Annotated in this window: 12 protein-coding genes; 4 read left to right on the top strand and 8 right to left on the bottom strand. The window is 43.9% G+C overall.

The genetic code is table 11. From position 1 onward, the window contains the following. Positions 1-416: 416 nt before the first annotated feature. Together ACL9RF_RS03080 and ACL9RF_RS03075 are read right to left on the bottom strand one after the other, a co-directional pair. Positions 417-1,106, bottom strand: coding sequence for a response regulator transcription factor (locus ACL9RF_RS03080; protein ID WP_422799124.1), 690 nt, complete (start codon positions 1,104-1,106; stop codon positions 417-419). After that, positions 1,096-2,427, bottom strand: a complete 1,332-nt coding sequence (locus tag ACL9RF_RS03075; RefSeq protein WP_422799123.1) for a sensor histidine kinase — start codon at positions 2,425-2,427, stop codon at positions 1,096-1,098. Before ACL9RF_RS03075 ends, ACL9RF_RS03080 begins: the two co-directional genes overlap by 11 nt. A 115-nt stretch (positions 2,428-2,542) precedes the next feature. Between ACL9RF_RS03075 and ACL9RF_RS03070 the strand changes: the two genes are divergently transcribed. Next, entirely contained in the window at positions 2,543-4,915 is a 2,373-nt protein-coding gene (locus tag ACL9RF_RS03070; protein ID WP_422799122.1) for an outer membrane beta-barrel protein, read from the top strand. An 80-nt stretch (positions 4,916-4,995) separates the two neighbouring features. Here the strand turns inward: ACL9RF_RS03070 and ACL9RF_RS03065 are convergent, their stop codons facing one another. The 6 genes from ACL9RF_RS03065 to ACL9RF_RS03040 all read right to left on the bottom strand — a co-directional run bounded on the left by ACL9RF_RS03065 (position 4,996) and on the right by ACL9RF_RS03040 (position 18,576). Next, entirely contained in the window at positions 4,996-6,654 is a 1,659-nt protein-coding gene (locus ACL9RF_RS03065) for a sodium/sugar symporter (protein ID WP_422799121.1), read from the bottom strand. Between the two features lie 134 nt (positions 6,655-6,788). Next, a complete protein-coding gene (gene galK / locus ACL9RF_RS03060) occupies positions 6,789-7,949 on the bottom strand; it encodes a galactokinase (protein ID WP_422799120.1) in 1,161 nt (386 codons plus the stop codon). 1 nt (position 7,950) lies between these two features. After that, positions 7,951-8,991, bottom strand: a complete 1,041-nt coding sequence (locus tag ACL9RF_RS03055; protein WP_422799119.1) for a UDP-glucose--hexose-1-phosphate uridylyltransferase — start codon at positions 8,989-8,991, stop codon at positions 7,951-7,953. A gap of 556 nt (positions 8,992-9,547) precedes the next feature. After that, complete coding sequence (locus ACL9RF_RS03050) at positions 9,548-11,068, bottom strand: RagB/SusD family nutrient uptake outer membrane protein (RefSeq protein ID WP_422799118.1); 1,521 nt, start codon at positions 11,066-11,068, stop codon at positions 9,548-9,550. Positions 11,069-11,077: 9 nt separating this feature from the next. Further along, positions 11,078-14,254: a SusC/RagA family TonB-linked outer membrane protein gene (locus ACL9RF_RS03045; protein WP_422799117.1), complete on the bottom strand. Its 3,177-nt coding sequence runs from the start codon at positions 14,252-14,254 to the stop codon at positions 11,078-11,080. Positions 14,255-14,565: 311 nt separating this feature from the next. Next, the gene (locus ACL9RF_RS03040; RefSeq protein ID WP_422799116.1) at positions 14,566-18,576 is read right to left on the bottom strand and encodes a hybrid sensor histidine kinase/response regulator transcription factor; all 4,011 of its coding nucleotides are present in this window, start codon (positions 18,574-18,576) and stop codon (positions 14,566-14,568) included. Positions 18,577-18,800: 224 nt separating this feature from the next. On the opposite strand from ACL9RF_RS03040, the gene ACL9RF_RS03035 reads away from it, so the two are divergent. The 3 genes from ACL9RF_RS03035 to ACL9RF_RS03025 are packed head-to-tail and all read left to right on the top strand — an operon-like array spanning position 18,801 to position 23,806. Further along, positions 18,801-21,197 (top strand): glycoside hydrolase family 95 protein, encoded by a 2,397-nt coding sequence (locus tag ACL9RF_RS03035; protein ID WP_422799115.1) that lies wholly within the window; start codon positions 18,801-18,803, stop codon positions 21,195-21,197. 9 nt (positions 21,198-21,206) lie between these two features. Then, positions 21,207-23,516 (top strand): GH92 family glycosyl hydrolase, encoded by a 2,310-nt coding sequence (locus ACL9RF_RS03030; protein WP_422799114.1) that lies wholly within the window; start codon positions 21,207-21,209, stop codon positions 23,514-23,516. A 26-nt stretch (positions 23,517-23,542) separates the two neighbouring features. Next, positions 23,543-23,806, top strand: coding sequence for a hypothetical protein (locus ACL9RF_RS03025; RefSeq protein ID WP_422799113.1), 264 nt, complete (start codon positions 23,543-23,545; stop codon positions 23,804-23,806). The last annotated feature ends 187 nt before the right edge of the window (positions 23,807-23,993 follow it).

Below are 23,993 nucleotides of genomic sequence, written 5' to 3'. Positions count from 1 at the left end.
TTTGAGCTGCTAGGCTGTATTGCATCCGCTGAAAGGATAACAGGTGTTATTTTTACGATTACGTATCCGTGCTACCTATTTATGGCCGGAGGCGCCCCTCCTTCTTCCTTCTTCCTTCCTCCACTTTTATTCTTGCGGACTGCTGGAGATTGGCGATTTGTGGGATTTCACTTTGGATTTAAGGTTTAGGTTTTTGGGTTTAAGGTTTAGGGTTTTGTTGGAATGCAAATTATCGCCATTTCATTTAATAGATTCTAATAGCTTGGAATAAGCTGCGGCGAACGCTAAACCAGCTGAAAATCTGGAAGCTCTGGAAGCTCCGTAATCTCAAGGTACTGCGCCTTCAAGGAAAGTTCCTTTTACAGATCCGCAGTCTTGTAATGATGTATTATATATTATTCATTAAAAATTAATCATTAAACATTAAACCGTATTTCGAAACCTACAGCACGTACAGAAGATATTTTTATCCGATCATCCTGCTGCAAATATTTACGTAACCTACTAATAAAAACATCCATACTACGCCCCGTAAAGAAATCCACATGACCCCAGACTTTTTCCAATATCTGCTCCCGCGTAAGCAAGCACCCTCTATTCTCCCATAGGAAGGCCAGTAGGCTAGCTTCACGCTCCGTCAAGCGAATACTTTCGCCTGCAGCAGGCTTCAACAACAAGCGCCTATGGTCAAAGGTATAGGTTCCGATATGCAGTAAACCCTGTTTTTCTACTTTTTTCGCACTACGGCGCACAATATTTTTTATGCGCAGCACTAATTCCTCGGGATCGCAAGGCTTAGTCATATAATCGATTGCCCCGATTTTTAGTCCGCTCAGTTTATCGATACGTTGATCCTTGGCGGTAAGAAAAAGAAAAGGGAAATCAGGATAATCCAGGATAAATGACCGAGCAAGCTCGAAGCCCGAGATATGAGGCAGCATAACATCGAATATGGCCATATCAAAATCCCCCTCTTTTCCCATTGTTGCAGCCAGCTCCAACGGGTTTTGCAACCAAACTACCGTCATATCGGCAAATGCTAAATACTGCTGCAACATAAAGCCAAAATCGGCATCATCTTCGACTAAAAGAATTTTATACGCCATAAGGTAATTGTAATGTAAAGGTGGTGCCTTCCTGAATACGGCTATGCACCGCAATTTCACCGCCATATTTGTCGACTATATTTTTCACTATAAAAAGACCCAGGCCCAAGCCTTTGGTATGGTAGATATTATTATGCTGAATACGGTAATATTTTTCAAAGATATAGGGGTACTCTTTTTTATCCATCCCCATACCATTATCTTCCACACGTATACGTAAAGCATGCTGCTGTTCCATACAACATACCCTGACTTCAGTAGCGCCGTACTTTACGCTGTTGGAAAGCAGGTTACTTAATATCGATTCTATATCATTTTTATCCAGCGCAGCGTCAACAAAAGAAAGCGCCGTTTGTAGCCTCAGGTCGGGATGTGTGCATTGAAAATCGGATAGAAAATTCTGCAGTGCCTCGGCCGTTAGGCGCGCTGCGCTTGTATCCCGCGGATCGGTTAAGGAAAGCGGCCGAACAATAGCTGCCAATCGGTCAACCTGACGATCTATGACCTGAAGCACCGCTGGCTCATACTTTTTAGCTAAGCTTTTCGATGCAAAACCTAGCGTTGCAATTGGCGTACGTAGCTCATGCCCTATATTATCCATAATATCCTGTAAAACCTGTATTTCCTTACGCTGCCGTAATCTATTGCGTGTCGTTTGATAAAAGAGGATCAATACTGCGGTTATAATGCCGACGGATGTCACGATCAAGGCAAAAAGATCCTTATACACCAAAATATCCAAATTGGTGACATCAAAATATAAATTACGTAACATACGATACTTGTAGTTGCTTTGATCCAACTTGACATCGCTGTTATTTATATAGGAACTGAACCTGGAATTCGACGATTCCCAGCTGGTATGCGACAATAGCCGCTTCTCCTGCAGGTTTCTTTCGGTTTTAAAAATCAGTATCGGCTTTTGGATTAATGTACGGTGCGCTTCAACGTCTTGTAAATTTAGGTGCTCCTTCATTAGGGCGACTTGTATACCCTTAGGCACAAAAATCCGGTCTACTAAAGCTGTTATAAATGGATTTATGCGCCGCGCATTTTCGGCGTAGAGGGCTACCAAATCAGCCTCGCTAATTTTACCCTGCTCCAAAAGCAGGTACTGCTGCACAGCTTTTTCATCGTCGAATATGCGATCCTCGTACATTTCCAGGGAATCCCCCATGGAAGACAGACTTTTTTTGACGTCTGCTAGTATTTCCTGCCGCTTTAATTTATAGGTATTACGCAAAAAATAAACCTGTATACCGATTAATCCAATCAGCAGGAATGAAAAGAGTATAACCGACTTGTAGCCTTTTTTTTCCATATAGCAAATATAAAGAGTTGCGGTCTTCTACCTAGTCTTTAACCTTGCATTAACCCTTTATTAACCAACAATATTAGACAACATCCTCAATTTTGTCGGTATAAAAACAACCTATATGCGACTTATACTAGTATTTTTAATTATCCCTTTTGTTATACAAGCACAGCAGCTGAAGCTGAAGGGAACCGTAAGCGACGCTGCAGAAACCCCTATTTCGCAGGCTACAATTATTATTAGCGATACCTTAAACCACCCGGTTACCCAAACCTACAGCCTTGAGGATGGACGGTTTGAAATTAATCTGCCTGCAGCCTCCAATTATATCCTGAGCGTACAGCACCTAAACTACCAACGGTATGAACGCTACCTCAGCACAGAAAGCCTAACACAACCTGTACATATACAGCTTGCTGCCCACAGCAACAGCCTGGATGAGGTCTCCGTCAGTGCTACCAAACCGCAGATTGTCCGCAAAGTTGACCGCATAGAATTTAGGGTCGAGCATAGTAATATTTCCGCCCTTAACAGTTGGGAGATACTAAAAAGAACACCTTCAGTAAACATTATAGGCAGTACCATATCGGTACAGGGGAATAGTCAGATTATATTTATGATAAACGATAAAAGGGTGCTGATGAATGTCGAGGATTTAAAAACGCTGCTGGAGAGCACGCCAGGCAGCGAGTTGCAATCGATTGAGGTGATTACCACAGCACCGGCTAAATATGAGGCCCAGGGTAGTATCCTTATTAACATTAAAATGCGGCAGAACCAGCAATCCGGGTATCGCGGTACGGTTATCGGCTTGTATGAACAGAGCAATTATGGGAAGCAGCTTTTGGCCTTTACGAATTACTACAAAACAAAAAAAGTAAACCTGCGGGCAACTTATACGCGTGCCAGAGGAACCTATGCACGTTACGGCGAGGATATGGTCTTTTACCAAAACGACCAAACGACCTGGAAGAGTGATCTTGTTCGCGTAGACCGAAACAATAATCAGAATAGTTATGTCGTATCCGCAGATATTACGCCAGATAGTTTATGGACAGTATCTATGGGGATAAATGGTTCTTTTTATCCGCGCTCTACAGGGCTATACCAAGTGCCTACAGAAATATTCAACGCAGCTAACGAGATTGAATCGCGGTATTTTACGAGCAACGACCATGCTGATAGCCATGCGAATCATAATGTTTATTTACAGGTCAGTAAAGTACTTCATAAAAAAAGTAGCATCGACTGGATAAATTACTTTACGACAAACCGACGAAAAAAATTCCAGGATGTACAGACTGTGTTGGACTTTAAAGGGCAGATGCCAAGGCTGGTGTATTTTATTGCCGATAATAGCAGTAATACGAAGCTGTTCTCCACGCAACTTGATTATACCCTTAAAGGGGCTTCGCAGCTGCTGGAAGCCGGAGCAAAGTATAGTTTCATCCGCTCGGGTAGTGCCCTGCTGTTTTCCGATAATGAGGAGGGTGATCTTTATTTCAGGCCCGAGAAAAGCAGTGATTTCACCTATAATGAACATAATATTGCCGCCTATGTGTCGGCAAGCTATGACTGGAAGAATTGGAGTTTTAAAGGTGGGCTTCGTGGCGAATATACGCAGCAGGATGGCATCGTATCGCTGCCGCTCCTTAGAAACAGTACCCGTTATTTTGTATGGTTTCCTACATTTTATGCACAGTATAAAGGCGCCAAAAATGCGCAGTGGTCTATGGCTTATGGAAAAAGAATTAACAGGCCGGCCTATGCCTGGCTAAATCCTGCAAAATCGTACTTCAACCTATTTTCCTACTTTCAGGGGGACCCCCAATTGCGGGCTACAATATCGCATAAAGTTACCCTTGGATATAACCGCAATAACTGGAATATTGAGGCCTTTTACAGCTATGATAAATGGCCCAATATGGAAATCAGCTATCAGGATAACACACGTAAACAGGTTATTTATCAGTATACCAATATCGATGAAGATCAAAGCAGCGGCCTGGAGGTTAGCAAAATGCTGCAGCTGAAACCCTACTGGACCATAAACCTGTCGGCAACGGGGCTGTACCAGCAAAATTACTTTATGGGCGTAGACAGCAAACGGTATAAAAACGATGCTTTTCAGTTTTACAGCAGCGGTAGCAGCAGTTTTATCCTGAGCCATAAAACCAACTGGAACCTAGAATTGGGGCATCGTTACTATACCCCATCCATCCAAGGGCCATTCCGCATAAGCTCCTTCTCGAGCACTTACCTCACTATGAACCGCAAGTTTTTTAACAAAAAACTCGACGGCAGCCTGTCGTTGATGGATATCTTTAAACAGGAAACAAGCACCGTTGTAAGTCGATATGCCGATCAGCATAATGCATTTTGGGACTACCAAGACTCGCGTAAGATTAATATTACGGTACGTTACCATTTTGGCAATCAAAAGTTAAAAGGTACAAAAGCCGTCACAACAACCGATGAGCAGAACCGGATTTAAATGCAACGCAAAAAGGCCATCCTCGCAGATGGCCTTTTTTTGGAATCGGTATTTTTATACTTTTTCTATTACGATAAATACTACCAGAATAAGGTGTAAAGCGCAACAATAATACCCAAGATCAATACCGCACCTACGGTAAATGCCTGATTTGTTTTAAACATTTTCGTGTCTACCTCAAATCCTACAGGAACAATACCACGTTTATTATCGATTTTACTGATGATGTACATACCGATTAAACATAAGACAAATACAATACCTACACGATCTACAAATGGAATTTCGTATACGCCATCTACCGGCACGGCGAAGTTTATCGATGCCAAGAAAGAAAGATCTACCATACCTGGTAAGAACTTCAAGATTACCGACATTAAGAAACCACCGATTGTCGCAAACAAGGCCGCATTTGAAGTCGCCTTTTTCCAGAAGAAACCTAACAAGAACATGGCAAAAATACCCGGAGATACAAAACCTGTATATTCCTGAATATATTGGAAACCACCTTTTTTATCGATACCTAAATATGGAGCAATAATAACGGCAAGGATCATCGCAACAACGATAGTGATTTTACCTACGTTAACAAGGTTTTTCTCGGTTGCATTTTTATTAATTAAGTTTTTGTAGATATCCAACGTAAAGATTGTGGCAATACTGTTGGCCTTACCTGCCAATGAAGCTACCACCGCTGCTGTCAATGCTGCGAACGACAAGCCACGTAATCCCGATGGTAATAAGGCTAATAATACCGGGTAAGCATGGTCAGGGTTTACCTCACCATTGGCGATCATTTCCTGTTGGAAATACCCTTCCTGGTATAAAACATACGCTGCAATACCTGGAATAACAACGATCAATGGCATTAATAATTTTAACGACGCCGCGAATAAAAGACCGCCACGTGCAGTTTTTAAGTCCGCCCCCAATGCGCGCTGCGTAATGTATTGGTTACATCCCCAGTAGCTTAAGTTAATAACCCACATACCCCCGATAAGGACACTAAGGCCTGGAAGGTCAATATAATTGGCATTATCCGGACTTAAGATCATATGGAAGTGATCCGAAGCGTGGTTGGATACCAGGTTAAAACCATCTAAAACGCCAGCACCACCGAAGTGATCCGATACCAATGTTAAGGCCACATACGTTGTAGCCAAACCACCTAAAATCAAGAAGAATACCTGAATAACGTCCGTGTAACCGATTACCTTCATTCCACCAAGGGTGATAAACACGGCAAACACCGCAAGGGCAATCATACACACCTGGAAGTCTAACCCTGCAATACTCGAAACGGCCAAGGCACCCAGGAATAAGATGGAAGTTAAGTTTACCACGACATACAACAACAACCAGAAAACCGCCATAATCAGCGATACGGTCGAGTTATAACGTTTACTTAAAAACTGTGGCATCGTAGCAATCTTATTTTTAAGATATACCGGTAAGAAAAATACCGCAACCACAATCAAGGTCGCTGCCGCCATCCATTCGTAGGTCGCAATAGCCAAACCTATTTTAAAACCAGAACCACTCATACCGATGAACTGTTCTGCAGAGATATTCGACGCAATGATCGACGAACCAATTGCCCACCACGTTAAAGAGCCTTCCGCCAGGAAGTAATCGTGCGCACCCACCGTTGCAGCCTTTTTCTTATAGTAGATGTATATACCATAACCGGCAACGATGATAAAGTAAAATAAAAAAATTATGTAATCTTTAGTTTCCATTTTTTAACGAACTATGGCTTTGCCCATTCTAAGTTTGTGAGCAGCTAGGCCAGTAAACATTTAACATTTGTTCCGTAATAAAACGCAAAGAGCCCCATATAACATTGCAGTGCAATAAATATGGGGCAAAATTGTTATGTTATAATTTGAGAACCACCACTGGTTTTTACCGGTATCACCGTTAAGTCCAGTCCGAACTTCGCTTTGTATATCGGCGCAATTTCTGCGGCTATCGAATCTCCAAAACCTTTTTTGATAATGTTGATGGTACAACCGCCAAAGCCGCCACCCATCATACGGGCACCTACCACTTCCGGTTTGTCTTTCACATACTCGGCTAAGAAATCCAGTTCCTCACAGCTCACCTCATATTCTTTACTTAAGGCAGCATGCGCCAGGAACATCTGCTCTCCTAGCCCTGCAATATCGCCAGATTTCAACGCATCACAAGCCTTATTTAAACGCTCGTTCTCTTGCACCACATAACGGCTTTTCACAAATACATCCTGATCTTTAGGCTGTACAATAGTTTCCAACTGTGCCACCGTAACATCACGAAGGCTGTTTACCTCCGGATGGATTTCCTTAACCCAGGCTACAGCCTGCTCACAAGAGGCTCTACGATCGTTGTAGGCGGATGAAGCCAGGGAGTGTTTAACATTGGTGTTAAACAAAACAACCTCATAATCTCCAAGTTCTAAAGGCACATATTCGAAACTAAGATCTCTACAGTCTAATTTCAATACAGCGCCCTCTTTACTCAACACCGAAGCAAACTGGTCCATAATACCACATTTTACCCCGACATAAGTATGCTCGGTCATCTGTCCGATTTTAGCAATCTCTTGACGAGAAAGCCCTAGCTGAAACAATTCGTTTAAGATAAAAGCCACAGAACATTCCAAAGCTGCCGACGAAGAAAGGCCTGCACCCGCGGGAACGTTCCCTACGATATACAAATTAAAGCCCTTTAAGGTCAGGTTACGCTCCTGGATTTGGTTCACCACACCTAGCACATAATTTGCCCATCCGATTTCGGAAATAGCAATATGGTTTAAGTCGGCTTCAAACTTCTCCTTAAACTCTTCCGCATATACGGAAATCTTATCGTCTTCACGAACGCCAATAGCGACAAAAACCGCATTATCAATCGCCGTAGGCAAAACAAAACCTTCATTATAGTCGGTATGCTCACCAATAATATTGATACGGCCAGGGGATTTAGCCAAAAGATCAGGGTCCTGGCCAAATATTTCTTTATAGCTAGTTTTTAACTTCAAAGAAGATATCTCCATGTTATTTATTTTTATAGTGGGTTGTAGATTGATTCTTCAATACATTCGCCGCAAATTCAGGCGTAATATCACGCTGTGGACCTGCCATCATTTCGTAACCTACCATAAATTTCTTTACCGTTGCCGAACGCAACAATGGTGGGTAGAAATGCATATGCCAGTGCCAGTGATCCTGCTCACCAGAATTTACCGGGGCCTGGTGCATACCGGCAGAATAAGGGAATGAAATATTAAAAATATTGTCGTAACGAATTGTTAGCTCCTGCAACGTCTTGGCGAAGTCTACCTTCTCCTCTTCCGTAAATTCAGCAATATTAGTTACATGTCTTTTGCTCACAATCATGGTTTCATAAGGCCAAGCTGCCCAAAATGGAACCAAAGCTACAAAGTGCTCGTTGTCGACAATAATACGCTCGTTTTTCGTTAACTCTACATCCAGGTAGGCACTTAACAAAGAGCGGCCATTTGCCTCGTAGAAGGCCTTTTGTCTCGCACTTTCCTTTGTAAGCTCGTTCGGAAGATTGCTCTGCGCCCAGATTTGTCCATGCGGGTGTGGGTTACTACAGCCCATAATGGCTCCTTTATTTTCAAAAATCTGTATGTAACGGATCCAGTCTGTTTTTGCCAGCTCCACAAATTCCTGCTGCCATACATTCACCACCGATACAATATCGTTTAACTCCATCTCTGGCAACGTTAAATCGTGACGTGGTGAAAAGGAAATTACCTTACATATGCCGCGTTCATTTTCGGCTATTAATAAATCCTGCTCATTGTAGCTTGCCGCCGGGGTATGGTTTAATAAAGCGGAGAAGTCGTTTACAAAAACAAAGCTTTCGGTATACTTCGGGTTTACGGTACCATCTGCACGACTATTGCCCGGACATAAGTAACATGTAGGATCATACTCCGGTCGTTGTTCCGTAGGTAGATCTTCCACCTGCCCTTGCCAAGGTCGCTTACTGCGGTGAGGCGATACTAAAACCTTCTCTCCCGTAAGGATATTAACTCGGCTATGCGGATCTTCTAAAAAATCAATCATTATTTACTGTTGTTAATAGGTATATATATTACAAAATCTTTAAATTCTCTTTTTTAACGCTATGCGCTTCCTTGTCGCTGGCCTTCTTAACGCTGCCTCATCAGCCTCATCAACCTTAACTATAAGGCGTTAGGCATACCTCCAGCACTTGCAGACATCGCTGCTTTAGCGCGGCGGCAAAACATACCATAACTTCCGCTAGCTACTTCTTAGCTGGATAACGTTTCCCATGCTTCCTCCACTTACTCGCTATTTTAACGTAGCCGAGAAACCCGCGCCCCTTTATCCTATTCTAATCTATACTACAAAGTAAGTAAAATGCAACGGTAAAATTAAAAAAAAACCAATAATAAACGACAAAAAAAAGAAGAGGTTAAATTCAATGGAAAAGTAGCTAAAAGAAGGATAAAAAAATTGCTATATAAAATCAAAAAATAGCACAATAGATACAAGGCATACCGCGTATAGCTATACGCCCCCTACAGTAGAAATAGCCTGCTGCCGAATTTTAAAAAGAAGGCGCCCCAAAAGGGCGCCTGAAAAACTGCTATAACGACTATTGATAATCTTTATTCTGTACCAATATTCCGGCACTCTTATCAATTTCTGTCTGTGGAATTGGCCACCTGTAAAATTTATCCTGAAAGTTGTAAGGCACTTTACTATCCTTAACCGCATTAAGCACCTGTCCGGCGGTACGCCAGCGTTGCAGATCATAGAAGCGTAAGCCCTCAAAGCCGAGTTCTACCCTTCTTTCCTGCCGAATCCTGTCACGCATTTGCGCCTGGCTATAGTTTGCTGGATAAGCAGGCATCCCTACCCTTTTTCGTAAAGTCGTCATCGCCTCGTATACCGAAGCATCCGGCGAAGCTAAAATTTCATTCTGTGCCTCAGCATACATCAGCAGTATTTCGGCAAAACGGATGATAACAGCATCTTGCTGACTTAAAGACGAGAATCCGAACGGCAAATTGGCAGGGTCCAAGAATTTCATGACCCCATAACCTGTAGGGCGCGGGTTCGACGGACGGTGGATTAATCCACCGCCAAAGTCAGGGCGATCAACAAAAACGGTTTTGGCCAGGCGCGGATCCCGATTATTAAACGGGTTTTGTGTATCCGTTAATGGCGATACCCCAAACGGCAAGCCGTCAGTACACTCAAAGCTGTTCACAAAATTCTGCAACGGAGAGGCCGCAATCCAGTCGCCGAGATACATATCCCAAGGAGCAGTATTATTTGGCGCCAGGAAGTTAACCGAAAAGACAACCTCCGTATTATTTTTCTGTGTCGCATCGCGGAAGACATCTTCAAAATTATCCGACAGTTTATAGTTTGGCATTATGGCCAAGCATAAATCCCGTACCTGCGTCATAACCGTAACATCTGCCTTACCCTGGTTGTCAAACCCCGTAAATAGCAGCACCCGCGCCTTCAGTGCTTGCGCTGAAGATTGGCTGGCATGTCCCGCATTTGCGAAGTAGGCCTTTGTACTCAAGTGCTGTATACCAAAATCTAAATCCGCCAGAATCTGCTTCAATATATCTGCTGCAGGGTTCGAAGGCTGCCGCTGCGTATCCAAATCTAAAGGCGTAAGGATCAGCGGCACATCGCCGTACATACTATACAACTGAAAATATAAAAAGGCACGGATAAAACGAGCTTCCGCCGCTAAAAGTGCCTTGTTCTCCGCACTCATATCCGATCCACTGTAGGTTTCAAGTTTACTGAGCAACAAATTTGCCCGACCAATTCCGCGGTAAGCATCGTTATAAATTGCCGTAACATAACCCCTGGTGGTGGGGTTAAGGTTTCCCTGAACAATTTCATTTACACTACCCGAATTAAATTGATTGTAACCATTATCGGTAATGCAATCGCGGAAGGCCATACCATACGAAAACTGCTCGGCCTGCAAGGCGCTATACGTAGCCGTGAGTACCTTATCGAAATCGGCTTTGGTAGAAAAGAACTTTTCCGAAGCCATCTCATCCAAAGGGTTAAGGTCTAATGCCTTAGTGCATGCACCAAACAATAGTCCGGAGCAAAGTATAGTGATTAAAAAACGTTTCTTCATGACTATTATTTAAAAATTAAGTTGGATACCAAATGAATAAATCTTGTTCTGTGGGTACTGTACCAGATCCCCATTTCCAATACGCTCCGGATCTAAGCCCTTAAACGAAGTGGCCGTAAACAAGTTGTCGCCAGAAAAATAAAGGCGCAGGCGCTCAATCTTCATTTTCTTTAAAACATCCGCAGGTAAGGAATAACCCAACACTATATTTTTCAACCGTAGGTAGGAAGCATTCTGAATAAAATAGCTAGAGTTGCGGCTAAACTTCTCCGGTGCACTCCAGCCCCAATAGATTCGAGGCATCGTAGCAGAAGGATTTTCTTCCGTCCAGCGGTCCAACCAGTCTTTTGTTGGCGGACTTCCCTGCACAAACGGCGTAACACCCCAACCTGAAACATACGATTTCACACCATGAACCCCCTGCAACATGGCAGAAAAGTCGAAATTTTTAAACGACGCCGAAAAATTAAACGAATAATTCAGCTTTGGAAACACCCCATCGATCACCGTTCTATCGTTGGCATCAATTTTACCGTCGCCATTTACATCCCTATATTTCAAATCCCCCGGCAAGGTGTTATCGTTAAATTGTTTCGGAGAGTTCGTAATTTCATCCGCCGACTGGAAGATACCAACCACCTCATAGGTGTAAAAGCTGCCTATAGGTAAACCATTTTTATTGATGGTATAATCGAAAATATCAGGCTGCCCATATTCCACAAGTTTATTTTTAAACTTATCCAGGTTTGCGCCTACACGATACTGCAAACCTTCAAGAGCACCATTACGAACGGTATTATGGTAAACAATACCCAATTCAATACCCTTATTATCCACCACGCCATCATTAATAGTCGGCGCATCCAAGCCAACAATAGCTGTAACCTGCGACTGCCTCAAGATATCTGAAGTCCGCTTTTTATACCATTCTACAGATACATCCAAGTTGCGGAACAGCGATAGATCCAAGCCAATATTCGACATTGTGGTGGTTTCCCACTTAATTCTAGGGTTATTTAAACGCTGCTGTGCCACACCTGGACTTAGGTTACTGTTATCAAAAGAATAGTTACCTGTTAAGTTTAACAAAGCCTGGTATGGGTAGTTCCCTGTATACACATTTTGGTTACCCAGCTGGCCCCAGGAGCCACGGACCTTAAGGTTTGTCAGCCAGTTAAGCTCTAAATCCTTAACAAAAGGTTCCTCCGAAACACGCCATCCCGCAGAGAACGAAGGGAATGCTGCCCAGCGGTTCTTACCATAAAATTTGGAGCTTCCGTCGTAACGCAAATTAGCCTCGGCGAGGTAACGACCTTTAAAATCGTAGTTTAACCGTCCGAAGTAAGAAATAATCGCCCATTGATTACTCGTACCATTGGCGCGCATGATATCCGCGCCCCCCGCATTTAATTCGCGTAAGGACTCATCTACAAAGCTTTGTCGATACCCTTGTAAATAACTATACTTACTTTTTTCAATGCTATACCCCGCCTGTACTTTAAGGTTATGATCCGCAAATGCTTTTTCATAGTTTAGGTAAGTAAACAAATTAGTATAAATAGTTTGTTGATCTTGATCCGTCAATCCCTTGCCAAGATCCAGCAAATCACCAAATTCGCCCGAGCGGTAAAAGTACTCCGGCAAAACAGACTGATACTGTTTATACTTATCCATATTAAAATTATAGGCCCCTTTAGTATACCAAGTCAACCCCTCAAGAAACTTCACTTCCATCCAGCCCTGCAAATTCGCGGTATAATCGTCGGTATCCTTTGAGAAGCCACGATCCAAAACGGCAACAGGGTTTTTATTGTTGTATTCAAAAGGGTACGCTTTACTTGTAAAACGACCGCTGCCATCAGCCACATAAGGGCCATAAGTCGGTGCCTGCGACATGGCGGAGAGTAACATATCCTTGGCACCGTTTGCCGTAGCCTCGGTGCGTCCATTTTTCAGGAGTACATTCGTGCCAAACTTAAAGTTATCGCTAATCTTGGAAGTTAAATTAACACGAACATTATAGCGCTTATAATTAAACCCCTTCATAATACCATTTTGGTCGGCGTAACCTAAAGCCACATTATAGGTCGTTTTCTCATTGCCCCCTTGAATGCCCAGGTTATGGGTATGCGTAGGATTGGAGCGAAAGATTAAATCCAGCCAATCGGTATTTGGATATAATATAGGGTCGGTGCTATGGCGGTATTTGTCGATTTCCTCCTGTGGGTACAACCCATCGTTAAGGTTCGAATTTTTGCGTGCCTCATTATACAACTCCATATACTGCGCCGAGTTGGTGATAAGGTCAAACATTTTAGTTGGTCTGTAGATCCCGATATTGCCATCATATTGCACCACTGTTTTTCCAGCTTTTCCTTGTTTGGTGCTGATTAATATAACGCCATTGGCGGCCCTAGAACCATAGATAGCGGCAGAAGCCGCATCCTTTAAGACGCTGACATTATCAATATCATTGGGGTTTACATCCGAAAAACGCCCTGGCACCCCATCAATCAAAACTAAAGGATCGGAGCCTGCAGCACTAAAGGTACCTACACCACGAATGCGTATAGAAACCGACTCGTTTCCAGGCTCCCCCGAACCTTGATTAATCTGCATCCCCGGTACCATCCCCTGCAACATGGCTGCCGCATTAATTATAGGGCGTTTTACCATATCATCGCCTTTTACGGTAGCTACTGCCCCCGTTAAGTTTGTCTTCTTCTGCGTACCGTAGCCTACCACGACCACCTCATTCAAATTCTCTACCGACTTGTTCAGGGTCACATTTACTGTAGTCTGCCCGCCTATAGACTGCTCTTTGGTTTCAAAACCTACTGAGCGAAAGATCAGCACGCCTGCCGTCTCGGTAGCTACAAGTTCATAATACCCTGAAACATTGGTCGACACCTGCCTGTCTGTACCCTTTACCTGTACAATTACGTTTGACAAAGGCTTACCTTCCGCATCTATAACAAAGCCAGAAATACGCTTCTGCTGATTTAAAGCCTGCACATTGAGGTTTCCTTTTTTCAAAGAATAAGCTTGTGCAGCGGCAGCCCAAACCGTAGTGCCGGACGCCAACATTGCAGCACTTAAGGAGAGGAACATAGCCTTCCTTCTCCAAGTCCCTCCCAAAAATTTTTGCTTTTGAGAATCATGAGATTTACTCGTGTTACTTTTCATATATGGATTCAATTTTGGTTCTTTTATTGGTTAGTTATTCGGTTAAACCCAGCATTAAATAATACCATATACCAGCAAATACAGTTAAAAAAACACCATAAATGCGCGAAACATATACGTTTCAGGTACAGACTTTACCTGCAAAAAAAAAATTAATATATAGTATTGGATTACTAGGTTTATAACATACAGGATAACATAGCGGCAGCCCTCAAGCTTATTCAACTATACTATTCTATACTATACAATAGTAGCGTAAATAGTATAAAAAACCAAAAAAAATAAGAAATAAACCCTGAGGTTAAAAAATATTAGATAGAGTTAATTTTTTTAGCATACTCTTTAGGTGTCATGCCATACTGCTTTTGAAAGATCTTTATAAAATAGGAGGGCGATTTTATGCCAAGCAAAAAGCACATTTCATTTACGCGGTGCCCTTGTGCAATAAGCTGAGCAGCTTTTTGCATACGAATCTGATTGATAAAATCTACCGGTGTTAATTGAACCAACGCTTTCAACTTACGGTGTAAGTTAGAGCGGCTCATAAATGAAAGCTCGGCCAAGGTTTCGACATTAAAATCCTCTTTACCCATATTGTCATGGACAATAGAAACAATGCTATCCAACAAAGCCTGGTCGGCCACAGAGCGATCGGCCTGTTGATTCAACAGAAACGGACGTTCAGCAAACAGCTTTAATCCACGCTGTCGATTCATCCATAAGGTACGAACCAAGGTTTTAATATACGGAATAGAAAAAGGTTTTTCCACATAAGCATCAACCCCCACCTCGAAGCCACGGATTTTACTTTGCATATCCTGTTTTGCCGTCAGCAGGATACAAATAGGTTGCTGAAGTTCCGGGTTTTCACGTAGCCAATGTACCAGGGTATAACCATCAACCAGGGGCATCATAAGGTCCGAAATAAGGACATCAATCACCTGTTCGGCTAGTATCGCCTGGGCTATTTTTCCGTTTTCTGCTTGGAAAACCGTATAATCCTGCTCCAACTGCTCGGTTAAAAACTGTAGTAAATCGGCATTATCCTCCACCAGCAGTATCCGCGCAGGCAAGGCTTCCGCAGGCGCTGACACCGTCTTCTGCGTAGGTATAGTATCCCCTACTACATCGCCCAAGGAAAAGTCGAGGTTAAAGGTATTCATATCCTCTTGCACAGCATAATATAACATCCCCTGTTGTAATTCGGCTAATGTTCGCGCCAATGCTAAGCCAATCCCCGTGCCGGAGGCACTTTTTGACGCTGATGGCAGCTGATAGAATGGATCGAAGATCTTTTCCCGCTCGGCCGCTGGAATTAGGGGGCCATCATTTAAAACTTGAAAATGCAGCTGATTCAAATGGGTATCCAGCCGTACAAAAACCTCGCGTTCCGCAAACTTAAATGCATTGGCCAATAGGTTATTACAAATCTTCGTAAAACTGGAAATATCCACATCCATATAGAGCGGTTTATCGGGCAGCATACTTCCCACAACCTGAATATGCTTTCCCTTACTTGCTATAAACTGCAGCAGCATTTCTTTTATAAAAGCGACGACCTCCAGCCTTTCAATATGGAGCACATATTTTTTGGCGTCCATTTTCCTGAAATCCAACAATTGGTTCGTCAGTGTTAACAGCTGCTTGGCATTTCTATCAATCACCTGCAGCTTGTCTTGGGCTTGTCCTTCCAAATCACCTGAAAGTAAAAGCTGCTCCACAGGCGCCGTAATTAACGTTACAGGCGTACGTATTTCGTGGGCAATATTGGTAAATAGGTCGAGTTTAGACTGATACGACTCGCGCTCCAGCTGTATCTCATACTCACGAAGTTCTCGTGTACGACGAATGTGCTGTCTGCGGGCAACCGTACGTAAAATATAGCCCAGTATGAGCAGCACGAACACGGCATAAACCAGGTAAGCCCAAATGGTACGCCAATATGGGGGCAGCACCTCCACCTGCAAGCGTACCGCCGTAGGGTTCCATAACCCATCGCTGTTGGCACCTTCCAAAACAAAAGTATAGCGCCCGGATGGCAGCTTGGCATAGTTTACCGTACCTTTCGTCGTATACTGCCAATCGTTTTCAATACCCTCCAGGCGGTAACGGAACTGATTACGCTCGGGCGTTTCGTAGCCCAGCGCGACGAAGTTTAAAGTAAGGTTCGTCTGCTCGTAGCTCAGCCTTACTTTCTGCGTGGCTAACATACTTTTTTGCAATATGCCTAAACTATCCTGCGGATGCACCCAAACGTTGTTTACGGCAATTGCGGTAATATATACCGGTGGAATAAAGGTATTCGATGAAAAGTTGTTCGGATCAAAAGCAATTAGTCCGCCCTGATTTCCAAAGTACATTTTCCCAGAACGGGTTAATACCGCCGAGCGGTAATTAAATTGGTCCGACAACAATCCGTCTCGCTTGCTGTATACTTTAACCGCCTTCGTCTCGGGAACGAAGCTCACCAATCCGTGGTTTGTGCCAAACCATAATTTCCCCATTCTATCCTCCAGAATTTTATACGAAGAGTCGTCAGGAAGACCGTCCTTTATACTATAGTTCAAGAATGTACCCTTTGCTTTATCGTACCTACAGATGCCTCCTCTGTCGGTTGCAAACCATATTTGCCCCTTGCTATCTTGGGTAATGCTGGTGACCGAATTGGACGATATAGCACTGTTCTGCATGGTGAAATGCTGCAGCTTATCTTGCTCGACGTTATACATAAACACCCCGGACCCCATACCGGCAACCCAGATTAAGCCCTCCCTATCCTGGAAAATATCGAAGACATTGCTTAATCCAAATTGTGGTAGGTACCGGAATGTGCCCTGTGCATGGTCTGCAACATAGAGCCCCCCGGTATTTCCCAGCCATATCCGCCCTTGTTTATCCTTCAGTAGGGCCGTAACGGTGGGTTCCATGGCTTCCATAAACGGCGCCGCCACAGGCGCCCCACTGTTGGCCAAAAAAGCGCGCAACGGATTCCGGTAGTAACCCACCCAGATTGCTGTGCCGACATCCAACACCGCCAGTGCCCGTGCTGTGGCGCGCTTTTCCACATGCGTAAAGCTGCTATTTTCGGGGTTAAAACGCCATAACCCATTATCTTCAGATGCCAGCCATAGGCGGCCGCTGTCGTCTTCGATTATTTGGCGCAGGCGTTTGGTATATATGGAGGCCCCCTGCCCTGTAGGGTAATATTTTTCGAAGTTAGAACCTGAACTGCGCCAGTAATTGACACCTCCAGAGTTGGTGCCGATCCATATCCCGCCTTCCTTGTCCTGAAATATCGTTTCTACAATATTATCGGATAAGGAATGGGGATCTAAAAAATCTTCTTTTATATGGTTTATTAATCGCCAGTTAATATCGAATACCAATATTCCAGACTGTGTACCCACCCATATTTGGCCTTCACGTGGCGTAAACAGGTATCGGATTATGGTGTTAGATAATTCTGCATGGGGAACCGCGGAAAGCTTATTGTGCCTTAAATCTAAACGGAAGATGCCGCCTTCATGCACGCCAATCAACAGGTCATTACCCTGCTGCGCCAGGCTATAGAGGTTTTTATGCTGTAATATGCTGCCACCCGGCGCTGTAAGGCTTACAAACTTGTCTAACTGTGTATCGTAATAAAGTAAGCCTGCTCGGTTTGTGCCTACCCATACTTTACCTTGTGTGTCGACAAGTATATGCTGCGGAGCATTATGGTTTGGGTTATAAGGCCCTGCCAGGGGGTACTGCTGCAGGCGTTTATTTTCCGGATTGTACGCAAACAAACCCTGCCCAGGGGCGACCATCCAGATTCGCCCATCATGTCCTTGTGTAATAGCGGCAATCCAGCCTTGCACAGCAACCTTGTCTTTGGTTTGTGCCGAAAATGCAGTAAAGGTTTCCAAAAGGGGGTCGAAAATAAATACCCCTTTATCCGTTCCTACCCATAATTTTTTAGCCTTATCTTCAAAAAGTGCCGAGATACTGTTGTCGCCTTTTTTTGCTTTGGGGTCGTAACACTCAAACTCGCGGATAGCAATACCATCGTAGCGGTTTAACCGATTGCGCGTTCCAAACCATATAAAGCCATAACTATCCTGACAAATGCTCTTCACATTATTTACCGACAGGCCTTGCTCTCCATTGATATGTTTAAAGTAATAACTGCTACCATGCCCTGGTAAGGGGCCTATAAAAAAGGTGAACAGCAGCACAATATATAGGCCATAAATAAAACGCGCACGACATGATTTTGTCGTTGCTGACAACCGTGGCGCGTGGACGCTACCGGGTAGTGCGATGTGGCGAATTATTTGCATATACCCTACAAAAATACACATTTTAACCCGGTCAGCTGCTTTCTATTGTAACGTAAACATAACGTTTAAACGTTTTTGAGCTACATTTTCTACAATTGTGTTATTTTTTGACCAGATAGACCTATACCGTTTATGGCCTAGGCTGTACTTTTGAAAGTAGAGATCCACCTCTACCGCTATAAACCCTATATCAAAAAAAATTAATACTAAATATATACATCCGAATGAAAAAAAATGTTTTACTACTTTGTTTAGTACAGCTGTTATTACTGGCCGGAATTCCGGTAAGTAATGCCCAGCGTCTCTGGTATCAGCAACCTGCTAAGGAATGGATGCAGGCGCTTCCACTTGCCAATGGCCGCTTAGGGATTATGATCTTTGGTGGCATAGAAACCGAAACCATCGGTCTAAATGAAATCACCATGTGGTCCGGACAACCAGATCCTTTTCAGGAAAGAGCCGTTGATAAGGACAGCTGGAAAAATCTGCGTCAGTTATTCTTCGACGGCAAGTATTTGGAAGGAAACCAGATCGGCACGGAGTTGCTTGCCGGACTACCGCACTCTTTTGGTTCGCATGTTCCACTAGGGGATATTGCTATTACGTTTAAACATCCTGCCGGACAGGTTAAAAATTATGTCAGAGAATTGGATATTGACCAAGCCATAAGCAAGGTATCCTACCAGATTGGAGACACCAAATTTGAACGTGAGTTTTTTGCCAGCAACCCGGCAGATGTCTTGGTTACGCGCCTTAGTGCTTCCAAAAAAGGGGCTTTAAACCTGGTATTGGCCTTGGATTTGCTTCGCGAATCTACCCTGCTGCCAACAAAGGACGGTTTAACGTTTAATGGTACGGTATCGTTTCCACGTCAAGGACCAGGGGGTGTTAACTTCTTGGGAAAGGTGTCGCTAAAGCTTAAAGATGGTAGCATGCAGGTTAAAGACGGTAAAGTGTATGTCGAAAAGGCTAGCACTGTGGATATTGTTTTTGATGTGAATACGGACTTGTTAAACGCTAATTACGAGGCTTCAACCCACAATAATGTCGATCATGCTATCGCTCAGGAGTACACGCAGTTGAAAGCTACCCATATCGCGGATTATAAAAAATTGTACGACCGCGTAAAATTATCGTTCGGCAAAAGTGGATTTGAGCATTTGCCTACCGACGTTCGTTGGGAAAGACTTAAGGCTGGCAACTATGATATCGGTATGGATGCTTTATTTTTCCATTATGGCCGTTATTTACAGATCGCTTCATCGCGTGAAAACTCGCCTTTCCCAACAAACTTGCAGGGTATATGGAACGATAACTTGGCTTGTAATAGTGGTTGGACAAACGACTATCACTTGGATATGAATACCCAGATGAATTATTGGTTAGCCAATGTGGGTAACCTGGCTGAAACGAATACGCCCTTATTTAGCTATATTCAGGATTTAGCAAAGCATGGTGCTAAAACGGCGAAAAACGTTTATAATTCGCGCGGCTGGACTGCGCATACGGTAGCGAATGTGTGGGGGTATACGGCCTCTGGTAGTGGGGTAAACTGGGGCTTATTCCCTACGGCTAGTAGCTGGATTGCATCGCACTTGTGGACGCAGTATCAGTATACGTTGGATAAAAACTTCTTGAGACAGGTGGCTTATCCGATCTTGAAAGGGAATGCAGAATTTTTTATCGATTATATGGTTAAGGATCCTAAATCGGGTTACTTAATGACGGGCCCTAGCACATCGCCGGAGAATTCGTTTTCTTACCAAGGGCACGATATGGCCTTGTCTATGATGCCTACAGCCGATAGACAGTTGGTGTATGAGGCTTTTCAGTCTTGCTTAGAGGCTGCAGAAACCTTAAACCTGGATGCGGCATTCCAAGATACGTTGCGCAGTAGCTTGAAGCTGCTTCCGCCAATGAAAATCGGTAAAAATGGTGCTATCCAGGAGTGGTTTGAGGATTTTAAAGAAGCACACCCTAACCACCGCCATACTTCGCACCTTTTAGGCTTATACCCTTTTGCACAGATTACACCCGACGAGACGCCGGAATTGGCGGCTGCAGCGCAAAAAACAATCGAAGGTCGCCTGGCTGCTGAAGGTTGGGAGGATGTGGAATGGAGCCGTGCCAACTTAATATCGTTCTACGCGCGCTTACGCAATGCCAACGAGGCTTACGAGAGTGTGGTACAGCTGCAACGTGAATTTGCACGCGAAAACCTATTAACCATCTCTCCGGAGGGTATCGGCGGTGCGCCTTCGGATATCTTTGTATTCGACGGTAACCAAGGTGGTGGTGCTGGTATTGCGGAAATGTTGTTGCAAAGCCATAACGATTTGATACAGCTTTTACCGGCATTGCCTGCAGCCTGGAAAACCGGTTACTTTACGGGTTTATGTGCACGTGGTGGCGCTGAATTGGATGCGAACTGGGTAAATGGCAAATTAACATCGGCAAAAGTTAAGGCTACAGTTGGCAACACCTTTAACCTGAAACTTCCTACGGCGAACCAGGTGGTTACGGTAACTGTAGGCGGCAAGAAGACAAAAGTAACGACAGATGCCAATGGCGTTCTTAAACTTACACTTGCTACAGGAGAATATACATCTTTAGCATTCTAATCTATATTTATGAAAAAAGTAAGTTCATTATTTATTCTGGTTTGTGCGGTAGCCCTAAGGCTGCCGGCGCAAACCTCGCCTAATGTTACACGGTATGTAAACCCCTTTATAGGGGCTAGTACCAATACGGCGCACTCCTACCATGGTTTAGGAAAAACCTTCCCTGGTGCAGCAACCCCATTTGGCATGACGCAGGTAAGTCCGAATACCATTACGGGTGGCGACAATGGCCCGGGTTATAGCGACGAGCACCGTACCATCGAAGGTTTTGCCTTTACGCAGATGTCGGGTATTGGCTGGTATGGCGACCTTGGCAACCTATTGGTGATGCCTACAACGGGTCCATTACAGCTTATTGCCGGAAAAGAAGGAAATACAGCGCTGCAAGGTTACCGCTCGGCCTATAGTAAAGCGACAGAAAAAGCTACTGCAGGGTATTATACCGTGCAACTGGATCGTTATCAGATACAGGCCGAAGCAACCGCATCACCGCGGGGTGGCGCATTACGGTTTACCTATCCCGAGAACCCACAATCGCGCATACAGATTGACCTTGCGCGCCGTGTTGGCGGCACTTCCACCAAGCAATATGTAGAGGTGGTAGATGCCCATACCATCCGTGGGTGGATGGAGTGTACCCCTGAAGGTGGTGGCTGGGGAAATGGCGAGGGTAAACCCAACTATACGGTTTACTTTTATGCTACGGTAGACAAGGCTATTGCAGACTACGGTTTTTGGTCGGCACAGTTTCCGGCAGGGCAAAGCAAGAAAAACCAAGATGTATCCAGTCTGGCTTATCAACAGCGAATTGCACAAGCCAGCATTATCCGTGGCGAGAAGGCGTTAACAGGAGAGCATTTGGGTTTCTTTATGGACTTCCCGACCAAAAATAAGGAGCAGGTTACCTTAAAAGTTGGTATCTCCTTTACCGATATGAAAGGTGCTGAAAACAATTTTAAGCAGGATGCATTAGCGCGCAAAAGTTTCGACCAAATACGTAAGGATGCGAACCAGCTGTGGGAAAAAGAGCTATCGAAAATTTCAATTGAAGGGGGCACAAACGATCAGAAAACTGTGTTTTATACGTCCCTATATCATACCATGATCGATCCCCGCAGCGTTACCGACGCGGATGGTCGCTATACCGGTCCACATGGCGTAATACAGCAAAGTAAAGACTTTACCAAACGTACGATTTTCAGCGGTTGGGATGTTTTCAGAAGTCAATTTCCTTTACAGACACTGATTAACCCGAAAGTGGTTAACGATCAGATTAACTCTTTGATGTCCCTGGCGGAGCAGAGTGGAGAAAATTACCTGGAGCGTTGGGAGTTTTTTAACGCTTACAGCGGATGTATGGTAGGAAACCCTGCCATATCGGTAATAGCAGATGCATATAGTAAGGGCATCCGTGGTTACGACGCCGAAAAGGCCTTGGACCTGATGATCAAGACATCCAACAAATTCGGTAATGGCGATAAGGGTTATGTAGCTGTAGAAAATGGTTATAGCATCTCTGAAACGTTAGAATTTGCCTATACCGATTGGTGTATTGCACAAATGGCAAAGGCACTGAAGAAAGATGATATCTACAACCTTTACCAGAAAAAAAGCAAGGCCTATGCGCATATATATGACATTGAAAAACAATGGTTCAGACCACGTCACCTCGATGGTAGCTGGCAGGCATGGCCGGAAGAGGGGCGTTTAAAAGAATGGTACGGCAGCATTGAGTCTAATGCTTACCAGCAGGGATGGTTTGTGCCGCATGATATTCCGGGGATGGTAGCCCTTATGGGAGGAAAAGATCGCGTTTTGGCCGATTTGGAAAACTTCTTCGAAAAGACACCGGCAGATTTTCTATGGAACGATTATTACAACCACGCCAACGAACCTGTACACCATATTCCTTTTATTTTCAATAGACTTAACAGCCCTTGGCTAACGCAAAAGTGGAGCCGTTTTATATGCGACAATGCCTATAAAAACTCGGTTGAAGGTCTTACGGGCAACGAGGATGTGGGTCAAATGTCGGCTTGGTATATTTTAGCCGCTATTGGTATTCATCCCCTGGCACCTGGTGATCCTGCTTACGAAATTACCAGTCCTGTATTTGATAAAATCCGATTAAAAACGGGTTCAGGGAAAACATTTACCATTATTGCCCGTAACAATAGCCCCGAAAATATCTATATTCAAGGTGCAACACTCAATGGAAAACCTTTAAAAGTATCGCATATTCAACATGCTGACATTCTAAAAGGTGGAACATTGGTTTTAGATATGGGAAATACAATTAATAAAAATACTTTTCAGTAAATCAGCAAAATAACCAAACTTGATTAATGAAAAAATTTAATACAAAAGGCGCTTTTAAAGGCGCCTTTTGTCGCTTCAATATGGCCTGCTATAGGCATGCTGCGCCTCCGATACAGTCGCTGTCGGAACTAAACCTCGCCCCCCCCTTTAGCATAGCCCTCTCGCCATCTGCCCTCCCGCTAAAGCTTAAATGCATACATACAGAAATACAGGTATACGGGTATATGGGTATTTGGGTATATGGCTCTTGCGATTGGAAAAGCTGCAAAATTAAATACTTGAAGGCTTAAATAGGTAAAGACTGAAATACTGAAACTAAACATAAACAGTAGCCGGCATCCTTTATCCGCAGCAGTAGGAGGCAACCGTACAGGTTATACATATACCTAAGCCTAAACCTAATCCTAAACCTAATCCTAAACCTATGCCCCTATTTATAGGGATTTTCAAAATGGCAGTTCTTCAAAATAAGGATTA

It is taken from the genome of Sphingobacterium sp. Mn56C (assembly GCF_049319645.1).
Taxonomy (GTDB): Bacteria; Bacteroidota; Bacteroidia; order Sphingobacteriales; family Sphingobacteriaceae; genus Sphingobacterium.
Note: the sequence above shows the minus strand (reverse complement) of the source record. Positions and strands in the feature narration are given on the sequence as shown.